At 73.0% G+C, this 25859-nt stretch carries 25 protein-coding genes and 2 pseudogenes; 13 read left to right on the plus strand and 14 right to left on the minus strand.

From position 1 onward, the window contains the following. Nucleotides 1–2202 (minus strand): annotated as a pseudogene (locus tag V6U81_RS16900) (hypothetical protein); the annotation flags it as partial. 161 nt (nt 2203–2363) lie between these two features. Here V6U81_RS16900 and V6U81_RS29195 point away from each other — a divergent pair. From V6U81_RS29195 to V6U81_RS16915, 3 genes and pseudogenes are all read left to right on the plus strand, one after another. Further along, nucleotides 2364–3099, plus strand: a pseudogene (locus V6U81_RS29195) (ABC transporter permease). Then, the gene (locus V6U81_RS16910; protein WP_334490466.1) at nt 3092–3904 is read left to right on the plus strand and encodes an ABC transporter permease; all 813 of its coding nucleotides are present in this window, start codon (nt 3092–3094) and stop codon (nt 3902–3904) included. The pseudogene V6U81_RS29195 and the gene V6U81_RS16910 overlap by 8 nt, the downstream one beginning before the upstream one ends. After that, nucleotides 3901–4881, plus strand: coding sequence for an ABC transporter ATP-binding protein (locus V6U81_RS16915; protein WP_334490468.1), 981 nt, complete (start codon nt 3901–3903; stop codon nt 4879–4881). Before V6U81_RS16910 ends, V6U81_RS16915 begins: the two co-directional genes overlap by 4 nt. Before the next feature lie 46 nt (nt 4882–4927). Here V6U81_RS16915 and V6U81_RS16920 read toward each other — a convergent pair whose 3' ends face one another. The 3 genes from V6U81_RS16920 to nadA form a co-directional block, all read right to left on the minus strand. Beyond that, entirely contained in the window at nt 4928–5527 is a 600-nt protein-coding gene (locus V6U81_RS16920; protein WP_334490470.1) for a DUF3043 domain-containing protein, read from the minus strand. 79 nt (nt 5528–5606) lie between these two features. Next, on the minus strand, nt 5607–6962 hold the full coding sequence (murA, locus tag V6U81_RS16925; protein ID WP_334490472.1) for a UDP-N-acetylglucosamine 1-carboxyvinyltransferase: 1356 nt from the start codon (nt 6960–6962) through the stop codon (nt 5607–5609). A 218-nt stretch (nt 6963–7180) separates the two neighbouring features. Beyond that, nucleotides 7181–8380, minus strand: coding sequence for a quinolinate synthase NadA (nadA, locus tag V6U81_RS16930; RefSeq protein WP_334490474.1), 1200 nt, complete (start codon nt 8378–8380; stop codon nt 7181–7183). Nucleotides 8381–8475: 95 nt separating this feature from the next. On the opposite strand from nadA, the gene V6U81_RS16935 reads away from it, so the two are divergent. The 3 genes from V6U81_RS16935 to V6U81_RS16945 all read left to right on the plus strand — a co-directional run bounded on the left by V6U81_RS16935 (nt 8476) and on the right by V6U81_RS16945 (nt 11304). Then, nucleotides 8476–9612 carry a glycerate kinase family protein gene (locus V6U81_RS16935; protein ID WP_334490476.1) on the plus strand — a complete coding sequence of 379 codons (1137 nt, stop codon included), beginning with the start codon at nt 8476–8478 and terminating at the stop codon, nt 9610–9612. 161 nt (nt 9613–9773) lie between these two features. Beyond that, nucleotides 9774–10142, plus strand: coding sequence for an iron-sulfur cluster insertion protein ErpA (gene erpA / locus V6U81_RS16940; protein ID WP_334490478.1), 369 nt, complete (start codon nt 9774–9776; stop codon nt 10140–10142). Nucleotides 10143–10326: 184 nt separating this feature from the next. Next, nucleotides 10327–11304: a carbohydrate kinase family protein gene (locus tag V6U81_RS16945; protein WP_334490480.1), complete on the plus strand. Its 978-nt coding sequence runs from the start codon at nt 10327–10329 to the stop codon at nt 11302–11304. Nucleotides 11305–11416: 112 nt separating this feature from the next. Here V6U81_RS16945 and V6U81_RS16950 read toward each other — a convergent pair whose 3' ends face one another. After that, entirely contained in the window at nt 11417–11644 is a 228-nt protein-coding gene (locus V6U81_RS16950) for a sulfurtransferase TusA family protein (RefSeq protein WP_334490481.1), read from the minus strand. Then, entirely contained in the window at nt 11641–12792 is a 1152-nt protein-coding gene (locus tag V6U81_RS16955) for a cysteine desulfurase family protein (protein WP_334490483.1), read from the minus strand. Before V6U81_RS16955 ends, V6U81_RS16950 begins: the two co-directional genes overlap by 4 nt. Before the next feature lie 168 nt (nt 12793–12960). On the opposite strand from V6U81_RS16955, the gene ctaC reads away from it, so the two are divergent. Then, complete coding sequence (ctaC, locus tag V6U81_RS16960; RefSeq protein ID WP_334490484.1) at nt 12961–13932, plus strand: aa3-type cytochrome oxidase subunit II; 972 nt, start codon at nt 12961–12963, stop codon at nt 13930–13932. Between the two features lie 10 nt (nt 13933–13942). Further along, nucleotides 13943–14368 carry a cytochrome c oxidase subunit 4 gene (locus tag V6U81_RS16965; RefSeq protein WP_334490485.1) on the plus strand — a complete coding sequence of 142 codons (426 nt, stop codon included), beginning with the start codon at nt 13943–13945 and terminating at the stop codon, nt 14366–14368. Between the two features lie 691 nt (nt 14369–15059). Here V6U81_RS16965 and V6U81_RS16970 read toward each other — a convergent pair. The 4 genes from V6U81_RS16970 to V6U81_RS16985 all read right to left on the minus strand — a co-directional run bounded on the left by V6U81_RS16970 (nt 15060) and on the right by V6U81_RS16985 (nt 18038). Continuing rightward, complete coding sequence (locus V6U81_RS16970; RefSeq protein ID WP_334490486.1) at nt 15060–15266, minus strand: hypothetical protein; 207 nt, start codon at nt 15264–15266, stop codon at nt 15060–15062. Nucleotides 15267–15402: 136 nt separating this feature from the next. Then, nucleotides 15403–16449, minus strand: coding sequence for an anthranilate phosphoribosyltransferase (gene trpD / locus V6U81_RS16975; RefSeq protein WP_334490489.1), 1047 nt, complete (start codon nt 16447–16449; stop codon nt 15403–15405). An 89-nt stretch (nt 16450–16538) separates the two neighbouring features. After that, the gene (locus tag V6U81_RS16980) at nt 16539–16934 is read right to left on the minus strand and encodes a response regulator (RefSeq protein WP_334490492.1); all 396 of its coding nucleotides are present in this window, start codon (nt 16932–16934) and stop codon (nt 16539–16541) included. Nucleotides 16935–17054: 120 nt separating this feature from the next. After that, nucleotides 17055–18038 (minus strand): cytochrome c oxidase assembly protein, encoded by a 984-nt coding sequence (locus V6U81_RS16985; RefSeq protein ID WP_334490494.1) that lies wholly within the window; start codon nt 18036–18038, stop codon nt 17055–17057. Between the two features lie 108 nt (nt 18039–18146). Between V6U81_RS16985 and ctaE the strand changes: the two genes are divergently transcribed. The 5 genes from ctaE to V6U81_RS17010 all read left to right on the plus strand — a co-directional run bounded on the left by ctaE (nt 18147) and on the right by V6U81_RS17010 (nt 23296). Beyond that, on the plus strand, nt 18147–18746 hold the full coding sequence (gene ctaE, locus V6U81_RS16990) for an aa3-type cytochrome oxidase subunit III (protein WP_334490496.1): 600 nt from the start codon (nt 18147–18149) through the stop codon (nt 18744–18746). Between the two features lie 72 nt (nt 18747–18818). Further along, nucleotides 18819–19652 carry a cytochrome bc1 complex diheme cytochrome c subunit gene (gene qcrC / locus V6U81_RS16995; protein ID WP_334490498.1) on the plus strand — a complete coding sequence of 278 codons (834 nt, stop codon included), beginning with the start codon at nt 18819–18821 and terminating at the stop codon, nt 19650–19652. Nucleotides 19653–19719: 67 nt separating this feature from the next. After that, nucleotides 19720–20808 carry a cytochrome bc1 complex Rieske iron-sulfur subunit gene (qcrA, locus tag V6U81_RS17000; protein WP_334490500.1) on the plus strand — a complete coding sequence of 363 codons (1089 nt, stop codon included), beginning with the start codon at nt 19720–19722 and terminating at the stop codon, nt 20806–20808. Continuing rightward, a complete protein-coding gene (gene qcrB / locus V6U81_RS17005) occupies nt 20805–22436 on the plus strand; it encodes a cytochrome bc1 complex cytochrome b subunit (RefSeq protein WP_334490502.1) in 1632 nt (543 codons plus the stop codon). Before qcrA ends, qcrB begins: the two co-directional genes overlap by 4 nt. 182 nt (nt 22437–22618) lie before the next feature. Next, nucleotides 22619–23296: a DUF4142 domain-containing protein gene (locus V6U81_RS17010; RefSeq protein WP_334490505.1), complete on the plus strand. Its 678-nt coding sequence runs from the start codon at nt 22619–22621 to the stop codon at nt 23294–23296. A 71-nt stretch (nt 23297–23367) separates the two neighbouring features. On the opposite strand, the gene V6U81_RS17015 is transcribed toward V6U81_RS17010, so the two are convergent. From V6U81_RS17015 to V6U81_RS17030, 4 genes are all read right to left on the minus strand, one after another. Then, the gene (locus V6U81_RS17015) at nt 23368–23655 is read right to left on the minus strand and encodes an Lrp/AsnC family transcriptional regulator (RefSeq protein ID WP_334490508.1); all 288 of its coding nucleotides are present in this window, start codon (nt 23653–23655) and stop codon (nt 23368–23370) included. 123 nt (nt 23656–23778) lie between these two features. Further along, nucleotides 23779–24384, minus strand: a complete 606-nt coding sequence (locus tag V6U81_RS17020) for a hypothetical protein (protein ID WP_334490510.1) — start codon at nt 24382–24384, stop codon at nt 23779–23781. 57 nt (nt 24385–24441) lie between these two features. Continuing rightward, the gene (locus tag V6U81_RS17025) at nt 24442–25299 is read right to left on the minus strand and encodes a nucleotidyltransferase family protein (RefSeq protein WP_334490513.1); all 858 of its coding nucleotides are present in this window, start codon (nt 25297–25299) and stop codon (nt 24442–24444) included. After that, complete coding sequence (locus tag V6U81_RS17030) at nt 25296–25817, minus strand: NUDIX hydrolase (protein WP_334490515.1); 522 nt, start codon at nt 25815–25817, stop codon at nt 25296–25298. Before V6U81_RS17030 ends, V6U81_RS17025 begins: the two co-directional genes overlap by 4 nt. Nucleotides 25818–25859 lie beyond the last annotated feature (42 nt).

Here is a 25859-nt window from a genome sequence, read left to right on the forward strand (position 1 = left end):
CGGCGCGGTGGCCTCGCGGCCGGGCTGTCCAGGGGCCGGCGCGCCGGCGCGGGGCCGCTGCGCGGGCGGCGCGGGGTCGGCCGGTGGGGTCGGCCGGTCGTTCGCCTCCGGCAGCGGCACGAACTCCACCCGGAGCCGGGCGGCCGGGGGTCCGGACACCGGCGTGGCCTCGTCGGGCGCGGCGTGCCCGTCCTGGCGGGCGGCCATGCCGCCGGAGGTCGGTGGCACCGGCCCTCTCGTGGCCGGCGGGGCCGGCGGCCGGTCGGAATCCTGCTGCCGCGCGCCGCGCCGGAAGGCATCGGGCTCGCGACCGCCGGACGTCGGCGCACCGGAGGTCGGCACGCCCGACACCGGGGAGCCGGAGACGGGGGCCCCGGACACCGGTCGACCCGACACCGGGGCTCCGGAGATGGGCGCGCCGGAGACCGGGGAGCCGGAGATCGGGGAGCCGGAGACGGGCGCGCCGGGGAACGGGACCGGCGGCGTCGGCACGCCGGACACCGGAGGACCCGAGACCGGTCCACCGGAGACCGGACGACCCGACGCCGGACCGCCGGAGACGGGGGCGCCGGAGACCGGCTGGGAGGTCGCCGCCCGGGCGGCGGGTCGCTCCTCGTGCCAGGACGGCCGGGGATCCGGCCGATGCGGCGGTACCGGCTCGGCCTGGCGGTGCCGCTCCGCACGCCGGCCGTCGTGGCCGGGCTCCGGCCGTTCCGGGCCGGGCGCCGGCCAGCGGGACCCGTCGCGGTCCGCGTCGGGCCGGTCCCACGGTCCGCGGTACGCCTCGGCGGGCCGGACCTCCTCGCGCGAGCGGCGATCCGGGTACGCCTCCGCGCGGGCGGCCGCCTCGCGCGGTTCCGGCCGGCGCTCGTCGTGACCACGGCGCTCACCCTGACCAGGGCGCTCGTCGTGACCACGGCGCTCACCCTGACTCTGGCGCTCGTCGTGAAGACGGCGCTCGTCGCGGCCGGGACGGTCGTCGCGGTCCCGCCGCTCGTGCTCGCGACGGACATCGCCGCCGGTCCGCCCGTCGTGGGCCGGCCGCCCGTCCTGGGCCGGCCGCCCGTTGTGGGCCGGCCGCCCGTCGTGGGCCGACGATCCGCCGGGGACCTGCCACCGGTCGGGCGCGGGCCGCCCGTCCCCGTTGGGCCGCCCGTCCCCGTTGGGTCGCCCGTCCCCGTTGGGTCGCCCGTCACCATTGGGTCGCCCGTCCACGGCGGCGCGCCCGTCCACGGCGGCGCGCCCGTTGACGGCGGGTCGTGCGTCGTAGCGGCCGTCCTGGTCGCGGCGCTCGTCGTACCCGGGGCGTTCGTCGTGGCGGCGCTCGTCGTAGCCGCGCTGGAGCGTCCCGCGGTCCTCGGGGCGATGGGGGGCGGAACGTCGGCCGTCGTCGAGGTCGTACCCGTGGGCGGCCGGGCGCTCGTCGTGGTCGCGGCGGGGCTGCCAGCGCGGCTCGTCGTCGCGGTAGCGCCCCGGGGCGTCCCGCTCGGCCCGGTATCGGGCGGCCGGCTGCTGCTCGTACGGATCGGCGCGGCCCCGGCCGTCGTCGGCGGGTCGGCGGCCGTACCCGGAGTGCTCGGGCGCGGCGGATCGGCGGTGCGGAACGGCCTCGTCGGGCTCGGGCATCCAGCCGGGTTCGGCGGCCCGGCCGACGTCGGCGCGGGCCGGCTCGGGGCGGGGGCCCGGCGAGACCGGTGCGACACCCGGGGTGGCGGTGCGCTCGGGGCGGGACGGGCGGGTGTCGTACCGGTCGGCGCGGTCGCGCTGCCAGGCCGCCTCCCGGTACTCCTCGGCGGGCTTGGGTCGCGGTTCGGACCAGCCGGGTCGCTCGTCGTGCCGGTCGGGCTCGGGGCGGCGTCGCTCCCGCTGCCAGACGGGCCCGTCGGCCGGCCGGCGGTACGGCTCGTCGGCGGGGCGCCGCTCGTCGGCGGGGCGGCTGTCCCGGCGCGGCGGCGCCTCGTCCTCGTCGGCCCAGGACCGCCCGAGGTACGTGCCGTCAGGCCGGGTGGGGGCGAGCGGGGGCACCTCGGCGGGGGCGACCACGGCGGCCCGTCCGCGCGGGACGGGCGGGGCCGGGTGCCGGGCGCCGATGTCGCCGGGGTAGCGCTGGCCGGGGAACTGGGGGTGCCACTCGCTGGTCGGTTCGACCACCCAGGAGGGTTCCCCCGGGTCGCGCCAGCGATCGCGGTAACCGCCCGTCATCGGGGGACTCCGTCGCCGCTCGTGCGGCGCGCCCCGATGGCCGGCTCGCGTCGCTCGCTCACGGCGGTGTCACCTCGTTGCAAATTGTCGTGCCGGGCGCCCCCGGTGCCGGTAGAGTCCCCCGCTCCGACACGGCTTGGCTGCGGATGGAGGGTAACGGCGTGGGCTCGTTCACCGCCACTGTGGCACCGCCCACGGACTCAAACGTTATCCGATGGTTCCGGACATTCGGGGCGATATCCGGTTCCGGCTTCAGACGATACGCCACCTACCGGCAGGCGGCCCTGGCTGGTGTCGTCACCAACTCCGTCTTCGGGTTCCTGCGCTGCTCCGTCCTGCTCGCCGTGGTCGGCAGCGCGGGCGGCGTGGCCGGCTACGACCGGGCGCAGCTCGCCACGTTCGTCTGGGCGGGGCAGGGCATGATCGCGGTCATCCTGCTCTGGGGCTGGACCGAGCTGGCCGACCGGATCCGTACCGGCGACATCGCCAGCGACCTGCTCCGGCCGGTCCACCCGGTGAACCGTGCCGCTGTTCCTGCTCTCCGCGGTCACCGCGGTGGTGCTCTGCTTCGGCTGCCGGTTCCTGGTCAACGCCAGCGCGTACTGGTTGCAGGACGTCCGCGGCCCGATGATCCTCTGGACGCTCGGCTCCGGGGTGCTGGCCGGGCTCTACTTCCCGTTGCGCTTCCTGCCCGAGTGGTTGCAGTGGGTGCTCTGGGTCGGCACCCCGTTCCCGAGCCTGCTGCAGACCCCGCTCGACGTGCTGGTCGAACGGGTCCCACCGGCCACCCAGCTCGGCCTGGTGGTCCTCCAGCTGGTCTGGACCGTCGCGATCCTGGCCCTGTGCCGGCTGGTGCAGCGCCGCGCCGAGCGGCGCCTGGTGGTGCAGGGTGGCTGAGACGCCCGGCACCCTGGCGGCCTACCGGGCCCTGTTGGGCGCACAGGCCCGGTCCCAGGCGGCCTACCGGACGTCCTTCGTGGTCGACCTGGTGGGCAACGTCGGGGCCACCGTCTTCGACGTGGTCGCCATCCTGGTGCTCTACCGGGTGACCCGCGCGCTGGGCGGCTTCAGCCTGCACGAGACGCTGGTCATGGTGGGCCTCTCCGCCGCCGCGTTCGCCACCGCCGACCTGCTGGTCGGCAACATCGAGCGGCTGCCCCGCTATGTGCGCACCGGGCTGTTCGACGCGGTGCTGGTCCGGCCGCTCGGCGCGCTGCCGCAGCTGCTGCTGATGGACCTGCCGGTGCGCAAGATCTCCCGGGCGCTGTTCGGCCTGGCCGTGCTGGTGGTGGCGCTGGCCACCGCCGGGATCGACTGGACGCCCGCCCGGCTGGCGCTCGCCGTCGTCGCCCCGCTGGCCGGGGTGGTCTTCTTCGGTTCGATCTTCGTGGCCACCGCCACGGTGTCGTTCCTCTGGGTGGAGTCGGGAGAGCTGGGCGCCTCCGTCACCTACGGCGGGAAGGAGTTCACCACGTACCCCGTCACCGTCTTCGAGGGCTGGTTCCGCGCGACCTTCGCGTACGGGCTGGGGTTCGCCTTCGTCAGCTACCAGCCGGCGCTGGCGCTGCTCGGCCGGCCCGATCCGCTGGGCCTGCCGGCCTGGGCGGGGTGGGCCGCGCCGGGGGTCGCGCTGGTCGCCGCCACCGGCGCGGCCGCCGCCTGGCGCGCCGGGGTCCGCCACTACCGGAGTACGGGATCATGAGCGTCATCGAGCTGCACGGGCTGCGCAAGGAGTTCACGGTACGGGTGAAGGCCGGCCGGCTGCGCCGCGAGAAGCGGACGGTCACCGCGGTCGACGGCATCGACCTGCGGGTCGAGCGGGGCGAGATGCTCGGCTACATCGGCCCGAACGGCGCGGGCAAGTCCACCACCCTGAAGATGCTCACCGGCGTGCTGACCCCCTCGGCCGGTGAGGCGCGGGTGTGCGGGCTGCGCCCGGTGCCGGAGCGCACCCGGCTGGCGTTGCGGATCGGGGTGGTCTTCGGCCAGCGTTCCCAGCTCTGGTGGGACCTGCCGCTGCGGGACTCGTTCGACCTGCTGCGGCACGTCTACCGGGTGCCCGCCGGCGACCACGCCGTCCGGCTGCGCCGCTGCCGGGAGCTGCTCGACCTGGACGCGTTCCTGGACACCCCGGTCCGGCAGCTCTCGCTCGGGCAGCGGATGCGTGGCGAGCTGAGCGCCGCCCTGCTGCACGGCCCGGAGGTGCTCTTCCTCGACGAGCCGACCATCGGGCTGGACGTGGTCAGCAAGCATGCGGTCCGGGACTTCCTCGCCGAGCTGGGCCGGGCCGGCGACACCACCCTGGTGTTGACCACCCACGACCTGGCCGACATCGAGCGGCTCTGCCGGCGGCTGGTGGTGATCGACCACGGTCGGGTGATGCACGACGGGTCGATCGCCGACCTGCACGCCCGGTACGGCTCGCGCCGTCTGGTCGTCGCCGAGCTGGACGCCGCGCTGGCGGTGCCGCCGGAGCTGGTCGGCGCCCCGCTGCACCGGGTCGAGGCCGACGGCCGGCGGCTGGTCTACGCGCTGGAGTCGGCCGGGGTGGCCGAGGTGGTCGCGGGGCTGGCCGGGCTGGCCGCGCTGCGGGACATCTCGATCGTGGAGCCGGACATCGAGGCGGTGGTGGCCCGGCTCTACCGGGCCCCGGCGCCCGGCCCGCGCACCGGCGGCTGAGCCCGGAAACGGCGGAGCCCCGCCGTGGGCGGGGCTCCGGGGGACCTCAGATCGGGTCGCCGATGTTGACCTGCGGCGCCGGCGCGCGCATCCGGCGGAAGGTGATCGAGCGCATGATCGCGTAGAGGTAGAGCGAGCCCATCCGCTCGCCGCTGTTCGGGAACCGCTCCGCGACCAACTTCTTGATCTTGCGGGAGATCAGCACCGAGTCGACCACCACGCCGAGCGCGAGGGCGCCCCAGAGCAGGTTCGAGGCGAGCCGGATGGCCGGCGGCATCGCCGCGTTCGACCCGATCAGCACGATCAGCGCGCCACCGAAGAACCAGGTGCCGACCGTACGCCGGGAGTCGACCACGTTGCGGGCCAGCTGCCGCTCCGGGCCGCGGTCGCGGGGGCCGCCCTCGCGGCGGAACTCCGCCGCGGCCTCGGCGCGCGCCTTGCGGCGCTGCTCCCGGGCCTCTTCCTTGGTCAGCGGCTTGACCGGACCGGCCGGTCGGCGGCCGGCGACCGGGCGCTTCGGGGTCTCCCGGCCCAGTTCCTTCTTGCTCGGGGTGTAACCCCGGGCACGCGCGGCGGGCTGCTCCTCGGTCACCACGGTGGCGGAGGAGTCGGAGTCGGCGGACTTGCGGCGAAACAGCGAGGGCACGAGGTGAAGAGTAGCCAAACGACGGCGCCCGGTGCACATCACGGTGCACCGGGCGCTCGACGAGCTCAGGTGAGGTCTGTTACGGCCGCTCGACGTGCGCGCCGAGGCTGGCCAGCTTCGCCTCGAAGTCCTCGTAGCCGCGGTTGATCAGGTCGACGCCGTACACCCGGGAGGTGCCCTCGGCCGCGAGCGCCGCGATGAGGTGGCTGAACCCGGCGCGCAGGTCCGGGATGACCAGGTCGGCCGCGTGCAGCTTGCTCGGGCCGGCGATCACCGCGGAGTGCTTGAAGTTGCGCCGGCCGAAGCGGCACGGGGTGCCGCCGAGGCAGTCGCGGTAGACCTGGATGTTGGCGCCCATGGTGTTCAGCGCCTCGGTGTAGCCCAGCCGCTGCTCGTAGACCGTCTCGTGGACGATCGACAGGCCGCGGGCCTGGGTCAGCGCGACGACGAGGGGCTGCTGCCAGTCGGTCATGAAGCCGGGGTGCACGTCGGTCTCCAGCGCCACGGCGTTCAGCTCGCCGCCCGGGTGCCAGAACCGGATGCCGCCCTCCTGGCCCGGGTCGCCCAGCTTCGGCGGGCGGGCGTCGGTGACCTCGTACTCGCCGCCGACGGAGCGGAAGATGTTCAGGAAGGTCATCATGTCGGCCTGCTGCGCGCCGAGCACCTCGACGTGGCCGCGGGTGGCCAGCGCGGCCGCCGCCCAGCTCGCCGCCTCGATCCGGTCCGGGATCGGCCGGTGGGTGTAGCCGTGCAGCTTCTTCACACCCTGGATCTCGATCACCCGGTCGGTGTGGACCTTGATGATCGCGCCCATCTTCTGCAGGATGCAGATCAGGTCGATGATCTCCGGCTCGACGGCGGCGTTGCGCAGCTCGGTGACGCCCTCGGCCATCACCGCGGTGAGCAGCACCTGCTCGGTCGCGCCCACGCTCGGGTACGGCAGGGCGAACTTGGTGCCGTGCAGCCCGTTGGGCGCCGACAGGTGCAGCCCCTCCGGGGTCTTCTCCACGGTCGCGCCGAACTCGCGCAGCGCCTGGAGGTGGAAGTCGATCGGACGCGGCCCGATGTGGCAGCCGCCCAGGTCCGGGATGAACGCGTGGCCCAGCCGGTGCAGCAGCGGGCCGCAGAACAGGATCGGGATCCGGCTGGAGCCGGCGTGCACGTTGATCTGGTCGGTGCTGGCGCTCTCGACGTTCGACGGGTCGAAGACGAGCTCGCCGTCCTCCGCGCCGTCGGTCACCTTCACCCCGTGCAGGCCGAGCAGCCCACGGACCACCTCGACGTCACGGATCTTCGGCACGTCGAACAGCCGGCTGGGGGAGTCGCCCAGCAGGGCGGCGACCATCGCCTTCGAGACCAGGTTCTTCGCGCCGCGCACGCGGATCCGCCCTTCCAGCGGAGTACCTCCGTGTACGACCAGGACGTCGTCCGTCAACGCAACCTCCAGCGCGCGTCGGGTGGTGCATGTGAAAGTCGATGGTCGGGCAGGCAGTCGAGCTACCCGAGGGGGACCGGACCGAAACGGGATCCCCGTGTGTCGTCGCCCCGGCAGCATAGCCCTCGGTGACGAGAAGGGAATCGGTCACATCGCCAGCCACGGCACGAACCGGGGTTTCCGGCGCGTATCCGTACCAGCGATGTGACCGTCGGTGATCAGGCCGCCGCGGGTGGCGGGGTGTCGAGGCCCGGCAGGGCGAGCATCTGGTCCAGCGCCACCCGGGCGTGGTGCGCGGTGTCCGGGTCGACGGTGATCTGGTTGACCACCCGACCGGCGACCAGCTCCTCCAGCGCCCAGACCAGGTGCGGCAGGTCGATCCGGTTCATCGTCGAGCAGTAGCAGACCGCCTTGTCGAGGAACATGATCTGCTTGTCCGGGTGGGCCAGCGCCAGCCGGCGCACCAGGTTGAGCTCGGTGCCGACAGCCCAGGCCGAACCGGCCGGGGCCGCCTCGATGGTCTTGATGATGTATTCCGTGGACCCCACCTGGTCGGCGGCGGTGACCACCTCGTGCCGGCACTCCGGGTGCACCAGCACGTTGACCCCCGGCACCCGCTCCCGGACGTCGTTGACGCTGTCGAGGGTGAACCGGCCGTGCACCGAGCAGTGCCCGCGCCAGAGGATCATCTTCGCGTCGCGCAGCTGCTCCGCGGTGAGCCCGCCGTTCGGCTTGTGCGGGTCGTAGAGCACGCAGTCGTCCAGGGAGAGGCCCATCTCCAGCACCGCCGTGTTGCGGCCCAGGTGCTGGTCGGGGAAGAAGAAGACCTTCGACCCCTGGTCGTACGCCCACTCCAGGGCGCGTCGCGCGTTGGACGAGGTGCAGACCACGCCGCCGTTGCGCCCGACGAAGCCCTTGATGTCCGCCGAGGAGTTCATGTACGTCACCGGGACCGTGTCGCCGGCGATGCCCAGCTCGGTCAGCACGTCCCAGGCCGTCTCGACCTGCGACAGCACCGCCATGTCGGCCATCGAGCAACCGGCCGCCAGGTCGGGCAGGATCACCTTCTGCGCGTCCGAGGTGAGGATGTCGGCACTCTCGGCCATGAAGTGCACGCCGCAGAAGACGATGTACTCCGCGTCGGGGCGGGCCGCCGCCTCACGGGCCAGCTTGAACGAGTCGCCGGTCACGTCGGCGAACTGGATCACCTCGTCGCGCTGGTAGTGGTGGCCCAGCACGAACACCTTCGTGCCGAGCGCCGCCTTGGCCGCCGCGGCGCGGGCCACCAGGTCGGGGTCGCTCGGCGCCGGCAGGTCGCCCGGACACTCCACGCCACGCTCGGTGGCGGGGTCGCTGCCGCGGCCGAGGAGCAGCAGCGCAGTCGCGGTGTTGGAGGGTTCCACCCAGGTCGAAGTCACGCCGTCCATGGTCCCACAGCGCGCCGGCCGTACCGGCTCCGCCGGTGTGTGCTGCCACACTGCCCCCCGCCGATGTGGCCTGCCACACTGCGGGCATGCGCGTGCTGCTCTGTCCGGACAAGTTCGCGGGCACCCTCGGGGCCGGGGAGGTGGCCGCCGCGGTCGCCGCGGGCTGGCGGGAGGTGGCCGCCGCCGACGACCTGCTCATCCGCCCGCTGGCGGACGGCGGCCCCGGCTTCGTCGCGGTGCTCGCCGACGCGCTCGGCGGTCGGCGGATCGGGGTGCCGACGGTCGACCCGCTGGGCCGGCCGGCCGACGGTGAGATCCTGCTCACCGGCGACGGGACCGCCTACCTGGAGAGCGCCCAGGCGTGCGGGCTGCACCTGCTCAGCGCCGCCGAGCGGGATCCGAAGGCCACCACCTCGTACGGGCTGGGGGTGCTGGTCACCGCCGCCCTGGAGTACGGGGCCCGCACCGTGGTGATCGGGCTGGGCGGCTCCGGCACCAACGACGGGGGCGCCGGACTGCTCACCGCGCTCGGCGTCACCGGGCTCGACGCCGCCGGCCGGGCCCTGCCGTACGGCGGGGCGGCGCTGGCCGCCGTCGCGTCGCTCGACGGCGTTCCCCGGCTGCGCGGCGCCACCCTGGTGGCCGCCACCGACGTGGACAACCCGCTGCTCGGGCTGCACGGCGCCAGCAACGTCTTCGGCCCGCAGAAGGGCGCCGACCGGGCCGACGTGCTGCTGCTCGACGCCGCGTTGGAACGCTGGGCGGCGGTGCTCGAACGCGACCTGCCCGGCTGCCCACCAGGGCTCGGCGCGTTGCCCGGCGGCGGCGCGGCCGGCGGCCTCGGCGCGGCGATCCTCGCCCTCGGCGGTCGCTGCGAGTCCGGCATCGGCCTGGTCACCCGGGCGATCGGGCTGGACGCCGCTCTCGACACCGCCGATCTGGTGATCACCGGGGAGGGGTCGTTCGACCACCAGTCGCTGCGCGGCAAGGTCGTCGCCGGGGTGGCCGGCGCCGCCCGGGACCGCGGGGTGCCCTGCGTGGTGCTGGCGGGACGGGTGAGCACCGGTCGGCGGGAGGCCGCCTCCGCCGGGGTGACCGAGGCGTACAGCCTGGTGGAGCACTTCGGCGGCGAGGAGCGCGGCGGAATCGAGGCCGCCATGGGCCGCCCCGCCGAGGGGCTGCGGGCGCTGGGCGCCCGGCTGGCCCGCCAGTGGAGCCGGTGACCCCGCCCGTCGCGCGCCTGACCTTCCGGCCGTGGTCACGCCACCCGGGTGACCCCGGCCGCAGCGGCGTACGATCGGTTCTGGACCACACCGGGAATCACTGACCGACGGGCGACGTTGGCCAGTGCGTCCGGACCCATACCGCGCAGGGAGATTTCCACGTGACCACGCCAGCGCAGACCGAGTCGACCGAGGCCCAGGCCCCTACTTCCGTCGTCCTCACCGACGTCGCGGCGCAGAAGGTCAAGGCCCTGATCGAGCAGGAGGGCCGCGAAGACCTGCGGCTCCGGGTCGCGGTGCAGCCGGGTGGCTGCTCCGGCCTGCGGTACCAGCTCTTCTTTGACGAGCGCTCGCTCGACGGTGACGTCGTCAGCGACTTCGACGGTGTCGAGGTCGTCGTCGACCGGATGAGCGCTCCGTACCTGTCCGGCGCGACCATCGACTTCGCCGACCGGATCGACGCCCAGGGCTTCACCATCGACAACCCGAACGCGGGCAACTCCTGCGCCTGCGGCGACTCCTTCAGCTGAGTCGCAGCTCTTCGTACGACCGGGGCCGCCCCTGCCGGGGCGGCCCCGTCGTCGTTTCCGGCCCTGACCAGCGGGTGGCCGAGGGGCGGCCGGCGGGTGAGCGGGCCATGGCCGGACCGCGACCCGCGATCATGCCGGTACCGGTAGGCTGACCCGCGCCGTGCCCCCGACCCAGAGGGTTGACATGAAGATCGCCGTGACCGGTTCGATCGCGACCGACCACCTGATGAGTTTCCCCGGCCGTTTCGCCGACCAGCTCATCGCCGACCAGCTCGACAAGGTGTCGCTCTCCTTCCTGGTGGACGAGCTGGTCCTCCGTCGGGGCGGCACCGCCGCCAACATCGCCTTCGGCATGGCCCAGCTGGGGCTCAGCCCGGTCCTGCTCGGCGCGGTCGGCGCCGACTTCGCCGACTACCGCTCCTGGCTGGAGCGGCACGGGGTGGACTGCGACTCGGTGCACGTCAGCGAGGTGGCGCACACCGCCCGCTTCGTCTGCACCACCGACACCGACATGTGCCAGATCGCCTCCTTCTACGCCGGGGCGATGAGCGAGGCCCGCAACATCGAGCTGGCCCCGGTGGCGCAGCGCCTCGGCGGCCTGGACCTGGTGCTGGTCAGCGCCAACGACCCGGCGGCGATGATCCGGCACTCCGCCGAGTGCCGGGAGCGCGGCTACCCGTTCGTCGCCGACCCGTCCCAGCAGCTCGCCCGGATGGACGGCGAGGACGTGCTCGGCCTGATCGACGGCGCCGACTACCTGATGACCAACGAGTACGAGAAGTCCCTGCTGCAGAGCAAGGCCGGGCTCAGCGACGAGCAGCTGCTGGAGCGGGTCAAGGTCCGGGTCACCACGCTGGGCAAGCAGGGTGTGCAGATCGCCGGCCGCGAGATCGGCACCATCCACGTGCCGATCGCCCGGGAGATGCAGGCCATCGACCCGACCGGTGTCGGGGACGGCTTCCGGGCCGGCTTCTTCGCCGCGCTGAACTGGGGCGTCGGGGTGGAGCGGGCCGCGCAGGTCGGCTGCCTGCTGGCCACCTTGGTGCTGGAGAACTTCGGCGGCCAGGAGTACGAGGTGCGCCGCGACCTGTTCGTGAAGCGTCTCGCCGAGTCGTACGGCGACGCCGCCGCCGAGGATGTCCGCCCCCACCTGCTGCCCTGAGTCCGGTCCTCGTCGCGTTCACTCCCGCCGATCTTGCACTTTCCGCCCGGGCATACCGGATACAACGCCCGTCTCTGGGGCCGAAAGTGCAAGATCGCGGGTGGCGGCGGGGTCAGCGGGTACGGCGCACGTCGTAGCCGGGGCCGTCCGGGCTGGCGGCGACGAACTCCTGCCCCCGCATCCGGCACCAGGCGGGGATGTCCACCGCCGCGGCGGGGTCGTCGGCGAGGACCCGCAGCACCGCCCCGACCGGCAGCTCGGGCAGCCGGCGGGCCAGCCCGATCACCGGCAGCGGGCAGCGCTGCCCCCGGCAGTCCAGGACCTCGGTGGGCTCGCTCACAGCCCCACCACCCCGGCCTCGGCGCGCAGGTCGGCGACGATCCCGGGCAGCTCGGTGAGGAACCGCTCGACGTCCGCCTCCGACGTCTCCCGGTGCAGCGACACCCGCACGTTGCCGTGCGATAGCACCCCCATCGCCTCCAGCACGTGCGACGGGCGCAGCGTGGAGGAGGTGCAGGAGGAGCCGGAGGAGACCGCGAAGCCCCGCCGGTCCAGCGCGTGCAGCAGCGCCTCGCCGTCGACGTAGAGGCACGAGAAGGTCACCAGGTGGGGGAGCCGGTCGACCGGGTCGCCGACCACCTCGACGTCGGGCACCTCGGCCGCCACCCGGGTCCGGATCCGGTCCACCAGCGGCGCCAGCCGGGCCGCCTCGGCCGCCGCGTCGGCCGCCGCCGCGCGCAGGCTCGCCGCCGCCGCCACCACCGCGGGCAGGTTCAACACCCCGGGGGTACGCCCCGACTCCCGCTCGTCGGCCGGCCAGGGCGACTCCCAGCGGGTGCCCTTGCGGACCACCAGCAGCCCCACCCCGGGCGGGCCGCCCCACTTGTGCGCGCTGGCGGTCAGGATCGACCAGCCGGCCGGCAGCGGGACCCGGCCCACCACCTGAGCCGCGTCGACATAGAGCGGCACCCCGGCGTCGGCGCAGGTGGCGGCCGCCTCGGCCACCGGCTGGACGGTGCCCACCTCGTGGCTGGCGGCGATCAGTGCGGCGAGCGCCACACCCGGCGCCCGGACCGCGTCGGACCAGGCGGCCCGGTCCAGCCGGCCGAGCCGGTCCACCGGCACCGCGGTGGCGGCGCCGCCCGCCGCGACGTGCCGTTCGGCGGCGTGCAGCACCGCCGAGTGCTCGATCGTGGAGTGCACCAGGGTCGCGCCGACCCGGCGCCGCCCGATCAGCGCACCGAGCACGGCGGAGTGGGCCGCGGTCGTACCGCTGGGGGTGAAGGAGAGCTCGTCGGCGCGGACGCCGAGCGCCTGCGCGGTGGCCTCGCGGGCCGCGTCGAGGAGCTGGCGGGCCCGGCGAGCCTGGCTGTACAGCCGGGCGGGGTCGGCCCAGCCGTCGTCGAGGGCGGCCAGCAGCGCCTGCCGGGCGACCGGGTGAAGCGGTGCGGCCGTGGCCGCGTCCAGGTAGACCGGGGATGCGCTCACGACCGCCCACGCTATCCCGTCGGTATGCCCCGGATCTCCCCGATGGGGGCGGACAGTGACCCCAACCGGGTCGAGCCCGTCATGGTCGAGTAATCTGCGACCGTCGGTGACGCCTTTGCCGTGGGTGTCGAAGGAAACCACCGCGGCGCGCTAGGGAGGCAGGACCAGGTGGTCGCAAGGAGTTCGGAGGTACGGCCGTCGGCCGTACGGCACAGCGCTTTTCCAGGAGCCGGTGGACGCCGGCGGCGTGGTGCTGGTCGGCTCGCCGGGCTCGGTCTCGGCGGAGCTGCGCTGCTGGTTCTGCTCACCGGGTGTGACGTCGGCAAGTCCGTCGACGGGTTCGGCTGGCCGCAGGGCGGCATCACGCCGGAGGCACACCGGATGTACGACCTGTGGATCGCGTCCTGCATCGCGGCCCTCGCGGTCGGCGTCTTCGTCTGGGGCCTGATCTTCTGGTGCGTGGTGCGCTACCGCAAGCGCGGCAATGAGCTGCCCGTGCAGACCCGCTACAACCTGCCGATGGAGTTCCTCTACACCATCGCGCCGATCCTGATCGTCTCGGTGCTCTTCTACTACACGGCCGTCGTGCAGACGAACGTGGTGACGACGACGAAGAACCCCGACGTCACCGTCGAGGTCGTCGCGTTCAAGTGGAACTGGCAGTTCAACTACCGCGACGGCCAGGGCAAGGACGCCAACACGGTGGCCTCGGTCCTCGGCACCAGCGAGGTCATCCCGGTGCTGGTGCTGCCGAGCGACCGGTCGATCCGGTTCGAGGAGACCAGCAAGGACGTCATCCACTCCTTCTGGGTGCCGGAGCTGCTGTTCAAGCGGGACGTCTTCCCCGGCAACGTCCGCAACGTGTTCGAGGTCTCCAAGCTCGAGACCGAGGGCGCGTACGTCGGCCGCTGCGCCGAGCTCTGCGGCAGCTACCACGCCTTCATGAACTTCGAGCTGCGTGTGGTCTCCCCGGAGAAGTACGACCAGTTCCTGGCGGCGAAGAAGGACGGCAAGTCGACGCAGGAGGCGCTCACCGCCATCGGCGAGGAGCCCTACGCGCAGACCACCGAGCCGTTCAAGACCCGGCGCAACGTGGCCACCTTCAACCCGGACAAGTCGAACTCCGACGAGCGGAACTGAGGTATCGGGAATGAAGACCGAGTGGCGTATCTTCCTGACCATCGCCGGTTTCCTCTTCGGCGTGACCGTCCTCTACGGCGTCTGGACGTTCGGCGAGTCGGGTGCGGTCGAGTGGGTCGGCACGGTGGCCCTGCTGCTGTCGTTCCTGCTCTGCGCGATGTGCGGTGGCTTCTTCTGGTTCGTCTCCCGCCGCATCGACCTGCGGCCGGAGGACCGGGCGGACGGCGAGATCGCCGACGGCGCGGGCGAGATCGGCTTCTTCAGCCCGGGCAGCTACTGGCCGCTCGGCCTGGCCATGGCCGCCGCCCTGGCCGGCCTCGGCCTGGCGTTCTGGCAGTTCTGGCTGGTGGGCCTCGGCCTGGTGGCGGTCATCTTCGCCGCCTGCGGCCTGCTGTTCGAGTACTACACCGGCACCCGCCGTACGGCCGAGCACTGATCTGAAGCTCCACGAGGCCCGCGTCCCGTCAGGGGCGCGGGCCTCGTCGTGTCCGGGTGCCGCCCTGCTCCGCAGCGGCAACCCGCTGGCGACCAGACCCGGTATCCGGGGGCCGGCGCATGGCCGGTCGGGGTCGCGGGTCGCCGGGGCCGCCGTCTCCGGTCCGGAGAGGGTCGACCTTTGGACGCTACGAACTTGATGTCGTTGACGAATCGGATGTCCGTTCGGGGCGGTCGAGGCGTGATTACCACCTGACCGATCCACGATTCGTTCGCGTCATCAAGTCTGTAGCGGCGCGGGGGACCACTCGGTCGGGCCCCACCGTCTCGCCCAACCGCGTGTCCGACCGTCACACCACATCGGCGCCCGGAGCAGGCGGGTCTGCGGCGTCCCGGCGCCGCTGGGCGGGAAGGGGCGCCCAGCACCGGTCGACCTGGGAGCTGACCGCGCGGGCGAGCCGGGTCCGGGGCGTCCCGGCGCTGCTGGGCGGGGAGGCCGGATCCTGCGCGGGCCGCGTCCGGCGCTGACCGCCGGACCGGTCGGTGCCGTACCGGCCGGGACGCGGGTGGCGATGTGCGTCGGGCCGCCCCTGGTCGAGGCCCGGGATGGCGGGATGGCGGGACGACGGCGGCCGGTGGCGGGTCGCAAGCGGGTGTAGCGCGACCGCTCGGGCGACGGGCCGCCGGTGCGGTCAGGCCGCGCGGCGGTGGGGGGCCGGGCCGCGCCGGCGGTGCTCCAGCCGGGTCGCCGGGAAGGCGAAGGTGGCGATCAGCACAGCGGTGCCGCAGCCGGTGCAGATGAGCTCGGGGCAGTCCGCGTCGTGGCCGTCCACGCAGGGCGGGGCCTCGAACGGCTGGACGCCCTCGCAGGCGTCGCAGTAGAGCTCGCGATCCGACACGGGCGTCTCCTCTCGCTCCGATCGGCGACGGTGATCGCCGCCAACGGCCGAAAACGGAAAATTACTCCCGTGTAGTTTGGCACGGCTCTCCGACACTTCCGGCCGCACCACCCCGCCCGGCCCGCCGGGCCCCCGGTCAGAGCGCCCGGGCGGTGGCGATCCAGCGGTCCAGCGCCGCGGCCGCCGCTCCCGAGTCGATCGCCTCGGCGGCCCGGCCCATCCCGGCCCGCAGCGCCTCGGTCAGGTCGCCGTCGAGCGGCCCCTGGGTGGCCAGCGCGGCGGCGGCGTTCACCAGCACGGCGTCGCGCACCGGACCGGTCTCGCCGGCCAGCAGCCGGCGGGCCACCTCGGCGTTGTACGGCGCGTCCCCGCCCCGCAGGTCGGCCAGGGTGGACCGGGGCACCCCGAGATCCGTTGCGTCCAGCAGCGCCGCTCTGACGGTGCCCTGCTGGGCCACCCAGACGCGGGTCGGGGCGGCGGTGGTGAACTCGTCCAGCCCGTCCTCGCCGCGCATCACGATGACCGAGTCGCCCCGGGCGGCGAAGACGCTCGCCATCACCGGCGCCATCCGGGCGTCGAAGCAGCCGACCGCGCCGGAGCGGGGGCGGGCCGGATTGGTCAGCGGGCCGAGGAAGTTGAAGGCCGTGGGCACGCCGATCTCGCGGCGGACCGGTCCGGCGTGCCGCATCCCCGGGTGGAACCGGGCGGCGAAGCAGAACCCGATGCCCGCCTCCTCGACGCAGCGGGCGACCTGCTCGGGTGCCAGGTCCAGCGGGATGCCGAGGAACTCCAGCAGGTCGGCGGTGCCGCAGAGCGACGAGGCCGCCCGGTTGCCGTGCTTGACCACCCGGACGCCGGCGCCGGCCACCACGAGGGCGGTCATCGTGGAGATGTTCACCGTGTGGGCGAGGTCACCGCCGGTGCCCACCACGTCGAGCGCGGTGCGGCGCAGCTCCTCGGAAAGCACCACCTCGACCGACCGGCCGAGCATCGCCTCGACCAGGCCGGCCAGCTCGGCCGGGGTCTCGCCCTTGGCGCGCAGCGCCACGGCGAAGGCGGCGATCTGGGACGGGGCGGCGGCGCCGGTCATGATCTCGTCCATCGCCCAGGCCGTGTCGGCGGTGGAGAGCTCGTCGGCGCGCAGCAGCGCGTTGAGCAGGTGCGGCCAGGTGCGTTCGCCCATCGTGGGCCTCCCGAGCGGCGTGGGGTGCGGGTGGGGCGGGAAACGGCGCCCGTCCACCCGGGCGCCGGGGCGCCGCCGAGTGCGGCGACTCAGGCGGCGGCGTGCGTACGCAGCAGCTCAGCGACCGTGGTGCCGGTGGTAACCGGGTCGAGCGGGTGCACCAGCGTGGCGTCGACCTGCGCGTACGCGGCGAGCCATCGGTCGGCGGCGCGGGCGATCACCACGCAGGTCGGCGGGGCGTCGTCCCGGTCGTCCTTGATCTGGCGGGCGATGCCGATGCCGCCGCCCGGGGTGGCCTCCCCGTCGAGCAGCATCAGGTCGATCTCGTAGTCGTCGACCAGCCGGACGCACTCGGCGTAGGTCGAGGCGTCGACGAACTCGATCTGCAGACCGGGCGCGGGACGGGTGCCGACGGCCAGCCGCATCCGGTCACGGACCTGCGGGTCGTCGCTGTAGAGCAGGACGGTGCAAAGACGATCACTCATGCCGGCACTCCGCATTGGCTGGACTGGCCCATCTCATTGCTGCCGGGTGATCGTACCGTTCGGTGTGGCGTACCCGACATCCCGCCCGGGGGGCTCACGGCCGGGACGGCCCGACGCAGCTCAGGCCGGTGCGCCCGGGGCCGGGGCGGCAGCGTCGGCGGCCTCGGCGGCGCGTTCCCGGGCCTCCTGCCGGTCCAGCTCCCGGTCCAGCCGGCGGGCCTCCCGCTCGGACTGCTTGACCCACTGCACCACCAGCACCGCGATCATCGTCACGCTGACGAACTCGCCGCCGGCCCAGAGGATGCCGCCGGCGACCACCTGGTCGTTCCAGGGGTCCGACCAGGCCAGGCCCAGCGACGGGTACCAGTCGCCGCCGAAGAGCGTGGTGCTCTGCATGATGGTGAGACCGAGCACGGTGTGGAACGGCACCGAGAGCATCATCAGCAGCGCCCGGGCCGGGTACGGCCAGCGCCCGGGCAGCGGGTCCAGGCCGAGCAGCGGCCAGAAGAACACGCAGCCGGTCATGATGAAGTGCGCGTGCACCAGCTCGTGCGCCCAGGCGTGCTCGAGGGTGTAGCGGTACAGGTCGGTGAAGTAGAGCGCGAACGGGTTCACCACGAAGATGCCGAACGCCACCAGCGGGAAGCTGTAGATCTTCGCGATCCGGCTGTGCACGATCGCCAGCAACCGCTTGCGCGGCCGGACCGACAGGGTGCGCAGCGCCAGGGTGACCGGCGCGCCCAGGGCCAGGAAGATCGGCGAGATCATCGACAGCACCATGTGCTGGACCATGTGCACCGACAGCAGCGACGTGTCGTACGCGTGCAGGCCGCTCACCGTGACCGCGGCGATGCCGCCGAGGCCGGGGCCGAGGAAGCAGACGGTCCGGACCACCGGCCAGCGGTCCCCGCGCAGCCGGAGCCGGTGCACGCCGTAGAGGTAGAGCCCGGCGGCCAGCACCAGGCCGAGGGCGAGCCAGCTGTCCAGTCGGGTCTCGGTGAAGACCCGACCGATGGTGAACGGCGGCGGGACCTCGGCTCCGGCCGCCAGGACACCGGACGGAACCGCCGAGGTGGCGGCGAAGATCGGATCGACATGCAGCACGCTTTTCAGGGTAGGTCAGGCGAACCGGACCACCCTGATCGGGCCACGGATGGCGCAGGTTTGCCACCCCGCTGATTCCCCTCACAGGTCGCGGGCAATAATGACCGCGTGACTGCGGCCCCAGCCATTGACAAGAGCCGGATCCACTCCCTGACCCGACCCAACATGGTCAGCGTCGGGACGATCGTGTGGCTCTCCAGCGAACTCATGTTCTTCGCGGCGCTGTTCGCGATGTACTTCTCCATCCGCGCGGCAGCGCCGGAGCAGTGGACGGAGCACACCGAGATCCTCAACGTGCCCTATGCGACCACCTTCACGGTGATCCTGGTGCTCTCCTCGGTGACCTGTCAGCTCGGTGTCTTCGCCGCCGAGAAGGGTGACGTCCACGCCCTGCGGCGCTGGTTCACGATCACCTTCGTGATGGGCCTGATCTTCGTGCTCGGCCAGGCGAACGAGTACCGGAACCTGGTGCACGAGGGCGTGAAGATCAACCAAGACGGTTACGGGTCGATGTTCTACCTGACCACCGGCTTCCACGGCCTGCACGTGACCGGCGGTCTCATCGCCTTCATCGTCTTCATGATCCGCACCACCATGGGCCGGTTCACCCCGGCGCAGGCCACGTCGGCGATCGTCGTGTCGTACTACTGGCACTTCGTCGACGTCGTGTGGATCGCCCTCTACGCCATGATCTACTGGCTTCAGTGATCTTGGCGCGTCACGAACCGCGCCGCTGCTCCGTCCCCTGAGACAAGGTCCAACCGGTTAAGGACACAGGTCATGACTTCTGACAACGACCGCCGACGCGGTCTGCTCGCGCGCCTGCGCGGGCGGCCCGTGGCGCGCAGCAGGGGCCGCCGCCGGCTGGGCGCCGCGGTCCGGCTGATCGCCGCGCTGACGCTCGCCGGCGGCGCCTACACCGTCTTCGCCCCCGGCGCGCAGGCGCAGGAAAACCCGCCGATCACCGGCGCCGCGGCCGAGGGCAAGGCGCTGTTCGACGTGAGCTGCGTGACCTGCCACGGTCGCAACGCGCAGGGTGTCGAGGGTCGTGGCCCGAGCCTGGTCGGCGTCGGCGCCGCCTCGGTGGAGTTCCAGGTCGGCAGCGGCCGTATGCCGATGGCCCGCCAGGAGGCGCAGGCCATGCGCAAGCCCCCGGTCTTCACCGACGAGCAGGTGCGCCAGCTCGGCCAGTACATCCAGGAGCTCGGCGGCGGCCCGCAGGTCCCGCAGGGCAACCTCCGCGAAGGCGCCAACGTGTCGACCGGCGGTGAGTTGTTCCGGATCAACTGCTCGCAGTGCCACGCCTTCGGCGGTGGCGGCGGCGCGCTCTCCTCGGGCAAGTACGCCCCGAGCCTGCGCCCCGCGACCGACCGGCAGATCTACGCCGCCATGCTGAGCGGCCCGCAGAACATGCCGGTCTTCGGCGACAACCAGATCACTCCGGAGCAGAAGGCGGACATCATCGCCTACATCCAGGGGACCCTGAAGGCCGACCAGGACCAGGGCGGCTTCAACCTCGGCCGGTACGGCCCCTCCACCGAGGGCCTGGCGATCTTCCTGATCGGCATCGTCGCGCTGGTCTTCGCCAGCCTGTGGATCGCGGGCAAGTCGTGACCGGCCGGATCGTCAGTACCATTGCCGTGGTGCCGTCCTGCGGCACCGCCCGTAGCGAGGTGACGGCATGAGCACCCACACCGAGCACCAGGCCCCGCAGGGTCGGGAGCAGCTCGACGTCCTCGACCCCCGGCTGTCGCGCTTCGACGTCGTACAGGAGGGCGCGCGCCGGGACGACATCGAGATCGTCCACTACGAGCAGCAGGTCGTCCCGGGCAGCAAGGCCGAGCGCCGGCTGACCCGTCTGGTGGCGGGCTTCTTCCTCCTCACCGGCCTCGCGGCCACCGCATTTCTGATCATTTACATCTGGTGGCCGTGGAAGTGGGAGACCGGCCGGGGTGGTGACAAGTACTACACCCCGCTGCTCGGCCTCACCCTGGGCATCGCCCTGCTGGCCATCGGCTTCGGCATCCTGACCTGGGGCAAGAAGTTGCTGCCCAAGGAGGTCTCGATCCAGGACCGGCACGACCAGCCGGGCTCCCCGGAGGATCGCAAGATCACCGGCGAGACGATGCTCTACATGGCCGACGAGCTGGGTGTCCGGCGACGTCCGCTGCTCGGCGTCTCGCTGGTCGCCGGCCTGCTGCCGGTGGGCGCGGTCGTCGCGGCCCCGCTGGTCGGTGGCCTGATCTCCGACCCGCACAAGAACAACCAGATGTTCACCACCGGCTTCGCGCCGGCGGAGGGCGGCAAGAAGATCCGGCTGGTCCGCGAGGACGGCCGGCCGATCCGCCCGGCCGACGTCAGCGTCGGTGGCCAGCTGACCGTCTTCCCCGGCATCGAGCACGGCGTGAGCAACAAGCACGCCGACTCGCCGACCCTGCTGATCCACCTGCGGGAGCCGGACGCCCAGGATTCGCGCGCGGCCAACGCGCGGGTCGGTCACGGTGACTTCATGTGGGGCAACTTCGCGGCGTTCTCCAAGATCTGCACGCACGCCGGCTGCCCCGCCAGCCTGTACGAGCAGCAGACCAACCGCCTGCTCTGCCCGTGCCACCAGAGCCAGTTCAAGATCACCGACAACGCCCGGCCGGTCTTCGGCCCGGCGAGCCGACGGCTGCCGCAGCTGCCGATCGAGGTGGACGAGGAAGGCTTCTTCGTGGCCAAGTCCGACTACACCGAAACCATCGGCCCCGACTTCTGGGAGCGGCCATGAAGCGCCGAAAGTTTGACGTAGCAGCGGTGCCGGCCAAGTCCGCCGGTGCGGTGGACGACCGGTTCCAGGTCGCCACCCCGCTGCGCAAGCTGCTCAACAAGGTCTTCCCGGACCACTGGTCGTTCCTGCTCGGCGAGATCGCGCTCTTCTCGTTCGTCGTGCTGCTGCTGACCGGCGTCTTCCTGACCTTCTTCTTCGAGCCGGCGATGACCGAGGTCGTCTACAACGGCAGCTACGCCCCGCTGCGGGGCACGCCGATGTCGGCCGCGTACGCCTCCAGCCTGGACCTGTCGTTCGACGTCCGGGGCGGCCTGATCATGCGGCAGATGCACCACTGGGCGGCGCTGCTGTTCATGGCCTCGATCGTCGTGCACATGCTGCGGGTCTTCTTCACCGGCGCGTTCCGCAAGCCGCGTGAGACGAACTGGATCATCGGCTCGCTGCTGTTCTGGGTCGGCTTCCTGGCCGGCTTCACCGGCTACTCGCTGCCGGACGACGGCCTCTCCGGCACCGGCCTGCGGATCGCCTCCGGCATCATGCTGTCGATCCCGGTGATCGGCTCCTGGGTCACCTCGTCGATCTTCGGCGGCGAGTTCCCGGGCGAGATCCTCATCAGCCGGGCCTTCATCGCCCACGTGCTGCTCATCCCCGGCCTGCTGGTGGCGCTGATCAGCGTCCACCTGGGCCTGGTCTTCAAGCAGAAGCACACCCAGTGGCCCGGCCCCGGCCGGACCAACGAGAACGTGGTCGGCGAGCGGATGTTCCCGCGCTACGCGCTCAAGCAGGGCGGCTTCTTCATGGTCGTCTTCGGCGTGATCGCGCTGATGGGTGGCCTCTTCCAGATCAACCCGATCTGGTACTTCGGCCCCTACGAGGCGTGGGTGGTCTCGGCCGCCAGCCAGCCCGACTGGTACGTCATGTTCCTCGACGGCTCCACCCGGCTGATGCCGGCCTGGGAGATCAACATCCCGATCGGCGACGGGTACGTCATCCCGCCGCTGTTCTGGCCGACGGTCGTGCTCCCCGGCATCCTGGTCGGGCTCTCCCTGTTCTACCCGTTCCTGGAGGCCCGGCACCTCAAGGACCGCAAGCACCACAACCTGCTGCAGCGGCCCCGGGACGTCCCGGCCCGTACCGCGGTGGGCGCGATGGCGGTCTCCTTCTTCATCGTGCTGACCCTCTCCGGCGGCAACGACGTGATCGCCGACAAGTTCCAGATCAGCCTCAACGCGATGACCTGGGCGGGCCGGGTCGGCCTGCTGGTGGTCCCGCCGTTGGCGTACTACGTGACGTACCGGCTCTGCCTCGGTCTTCAGCAGCACGACCGGGAGGTGCTGGCCCACGGCGTGGAGACCGGCATCATCCGGCGCCTGCCAGACGGCCGCTTCGTCGAGGTGCACCAGCCGCTCAGCGCGGCCAACGGGCACGCCGACGGGCACGGTGAGCTGGAGTACGTCGGCTGGGTGGTGCCGAAGAAGATGAACCGGCTCGGCGCCCTCGGCCCGGCCATCCGGGGCTTCTTCTACCCGATCGAGAAGCCGGCCGAGGCGCCGGTCTCGCCGGGGCACCCGCCGGTCGAGCCTCGACCGGAGCGCACGGAGGTCGGCAGCGGCGAGGGCCGTCGCTGACCGCACCGGACGACTGACCGTGGCGCCCGCCGGATCTTCCGGCGGGCGCCACGTCCGTTTCCGGCCCGCTCGTCCCCCCGCCCCGTGGTCCCCGCCCGGAGCCGCCCCCCATCGGGTGGAAACGCAGGAATAACCCTCGCCAGCCGGGTATCCGTGCGGTCCAACGGAAACGGGGAGGGAACATGTTGGGTATCAAACGCCTGGGACTCCTGGCGGCCCTGGTGCTGGTCGGCGTGGCGCCGGCCACGGCCGCGCAGGCCGCGGCACAGCCGTCGACGCAGGACACCCAGTACCTGCAAGCGGTGCACCAGGTGAACCTGTTCGAGATCACCGCGGGTGACCTGGCCCAGAAGAAGGCGCAGAACGCCGACGTCAAGCGGCTCGGCGAGATGTTCAAGACCGACCACACCCAGCTCGACCAGACGGTGCAGAGCACCGCGCAGCAGTTGAACGTGACGCTGCCGAGTGAGCCGACCGCTGACCAGCAGAAGGTGGCGGACAAGCTCAACAACCTCAGCGGCACCGAGTTCGACAAGGCGTGGGTGACGGCCCAGCTGGCCGGGCACGTCCAGGCCATCCAGGCCACCCAGACCGAGATCTCGCAGGGCTCCGAGCAGTCGGTGATCCAGCTGGCCCAGGACGCGCTGCCGGTCCTGCAGGCCCACTACGACGAGTTGGTCGCCCTGGCCCAGCAGCTGGGCATCCCGGTCCCGCAGGCCAGCGCCAGCGGCACCCCGAGCCCGGGTGGCTCCGGCACCCCGGCCCCGGGTGGCACCACCGAGACCCCGGCTCCGGGTGGCACCACCGAGTCGCCGGCCCCGGGTGGCACCACCGAGACGCCGGCTCCGAGCAACAGCTGACGTCACCGCATCACCGGCGATGGCCGGTCCGCCCCACCGGGCGGGCCGGCCACCGGCGCGTCCGGGGCCGGTCAGTCGGCGCTGGCCAACCCGATCGCGAACGCCTCCTCCAGGTCGTGCTGGGAGTACGCCCGGAACGCGATGTGCGACTCCGTGTTGATCACCCCGGGCACCTTGGAGATGCTGCCGGCGATGACCTCGGCGATCTGCTCGAACTCCCGTACCCGCACGATGGCGATCAGGTCGACGTGCCCGGCGACCGAGTAGACCTCGCTGACGCCGGGCAGGTTGGCCAGGTTCTCCGCCACCTCGGGGATCGAGTCGGTGGCGCAGTCGATCAGGACGATCGCGGTGATCACTGGACGATTCTCCGTTCGTCGTGCCCGGCGGTGACGCCGGCCTGGCGTCGCTGACCATGCTAGAGGCCCGTCGGATCGCCCGGAGCGGGACCGGGAGGGCGAAACCGGGCGGCCCGCGTCGGATCAGAGCAGCATGGTGTGCGGATCCGCCGCCATCGCCCGCAGCCAGCCCGCCGCCTCGGCGGCTCCCGGGCAGCGGGCCGTGTCGAGCGCGGCGGCGAGCGCCCGCATCTCGGGGGCCGGGATCAGCACTCCGTCCCGGCTGCGCAGCCGGGTGCTCACCGTGCCCTCGCCGGTGGTCACGGTGAGCACCGGCGTCCGGGTGCCGCCGCCGATCGCGACGACCGTGCCGTCGCTGGACACGCCGGTGTTCGAGCCGGCGGTGGCGTGCAGCGACACCATCCGGGCGGTCCGCAGGTCGACGCTGCGGGAGGTCAGCGTGGTCACGGTGAGCCGGCTGCCCTCCAGCCGGGCCCCCGACCGGACGAACACGACGGTCTGGATGCCGACGAGGATCGCGGTGAGGCCGGCCAGCAGGAGTGCGCAGAGACCCGGCAGTACCCGGTCCCCGCCGCCGGTCGCGGCGACCAGTCCGTGTCCCAGCAGCGCGCCGAGGCAGCCGCAGCCGACCGTGAGCATGGCGCCCACCAGCAGTACCGAGACGACCCGCCAGCCGCGGCTCGCGCCGTACCCGACCGACAGTTCCGTGCGTGCGACGTGGGGTTGCATGGTCGCGAGTGTGGCAGTGTCGATCAACTCGGCCGCCCGCGGTGGCCCACGCCCCGGTCAGCCCGCACCGGCGGGTACCGTGCGACCGTCGGTGGACCGTACGGCGTCGCGCAGCCGCTCGCCCGCGTCGACGGTGGCGCCGGGCCAGACCACCACCCGTTCGATGTCGCCCCGAACCACCGCCCCCGCGCCGACCACCGCCTGACGGACCCGGCCGGTCACCTCCGCCGTCGGGTCGACCAGCTCGCCGCCGGCCGCCGCGTGCAGGTTCGCCGCCAGGTAGTCGGCCGGGGTGCCGGTGTCGTAGAACGTGCCGGGGTAGCGGACCACCTCCAGCGCGCCGGCCGCCTCCGCCGGCCGCCACACCGCCCGGACCAGGTCCCCGAAGGTCGCCGGCAGCTCCCGGACCAGTCGCCACGGCAGCAGCGAGAAGCCGGTGAAGACGTGGCCGTGGAAGGTGCCGGGCGCCGCCGGATCGGCGGCCGGCCGGCCGAGCAGGCGTACGGTGCGGAAGTCCCAGCCGGCCAGCAGCGCGGCGACGTCCGGGCCCGGCGGGGCCAGCGGGTCGGCGAGGTACGCGTCGGCGTTGCCGACCAGCACCCCGCGGCCGGCGATCCAGTCCCGCAGGTTGCCCAGCCCGCCGGCGGTGCCGAGCGGATCGCCCGGCTCGACCGACAGGTGTGCCCGGTCACCGACGTGCGCGACCACCTGGTCGGCCAGGTAGCAGGCGTTCACCGCGACCCGTCCGGGACCGGTCAGCCCGAGTCCGGCCAGCCGGTCCAGCGCCCGGTCCAGCAGCGCGACGTTGCCGACCGGGCAGAGCGCCTTCGGCAGCCGCTCGGTGAGCGGGCGGAGCCGGGTGCCCTCGCCGGCGGCGAGGACCACCGCGCAGAGCCCCTCCGGCGCGGCGTTCACACCAGTGGCTGGCCGGCGCGCGGCCCGATGCCGTAGTAGCCGAGCAGGTTGGCGGTGGCCCGGCTCAGCCGCGGCAGGTCGTCCAGCGGATGCCAGACCGCCTCGAAGACCTCGGCGCCGTCCACCACCAGTTCGGTGGTGGAGGCCGGCACCTCCGTCTCGAAGACCATGTCGACCCAGCCCTTGGCGTGCACCACCGCGTTGGGCACGGCCGGGCGCAACCGGTCGGGGGAGAGCCGGATGCCGGACTCCTCGTGCAGCTCGCGGGCCGCGCCCACGATCGGCGCCTCGCCCCGCTGGAGCAGGCCGGCGGGGAGCGTCCAGCTGTGGCCCGGGGGCTGGCGCAGCAGCAGGATCCGGCCCACGCCGGTGGCCTCGCTGTCCCGGACCAGGGTGACCGCGCCGACGATGTACTTCGGCACCGCGAGCCGGACCAGCCGGCGGCGCATCCCCACCGGTAGCCGGTAGAAGACCTTGTAGGCCACGGCCCTACCGGTGGCGCGGGAGCGGGGGATCATGGCTTCAGGCTAGCCGTGCGGGGCGGGCGGTGCCGGGCGGGT

The sequence above is a fragment of the Micromonospora lacuserhaii genome (genome assembly GCF_036902735.1).
Classification (GTDB): domain Bacteria; phylum Actinomycetota; class Actinomycetes; order Mycobacteriales; family Micromonosporaceae; genus Micromonospora.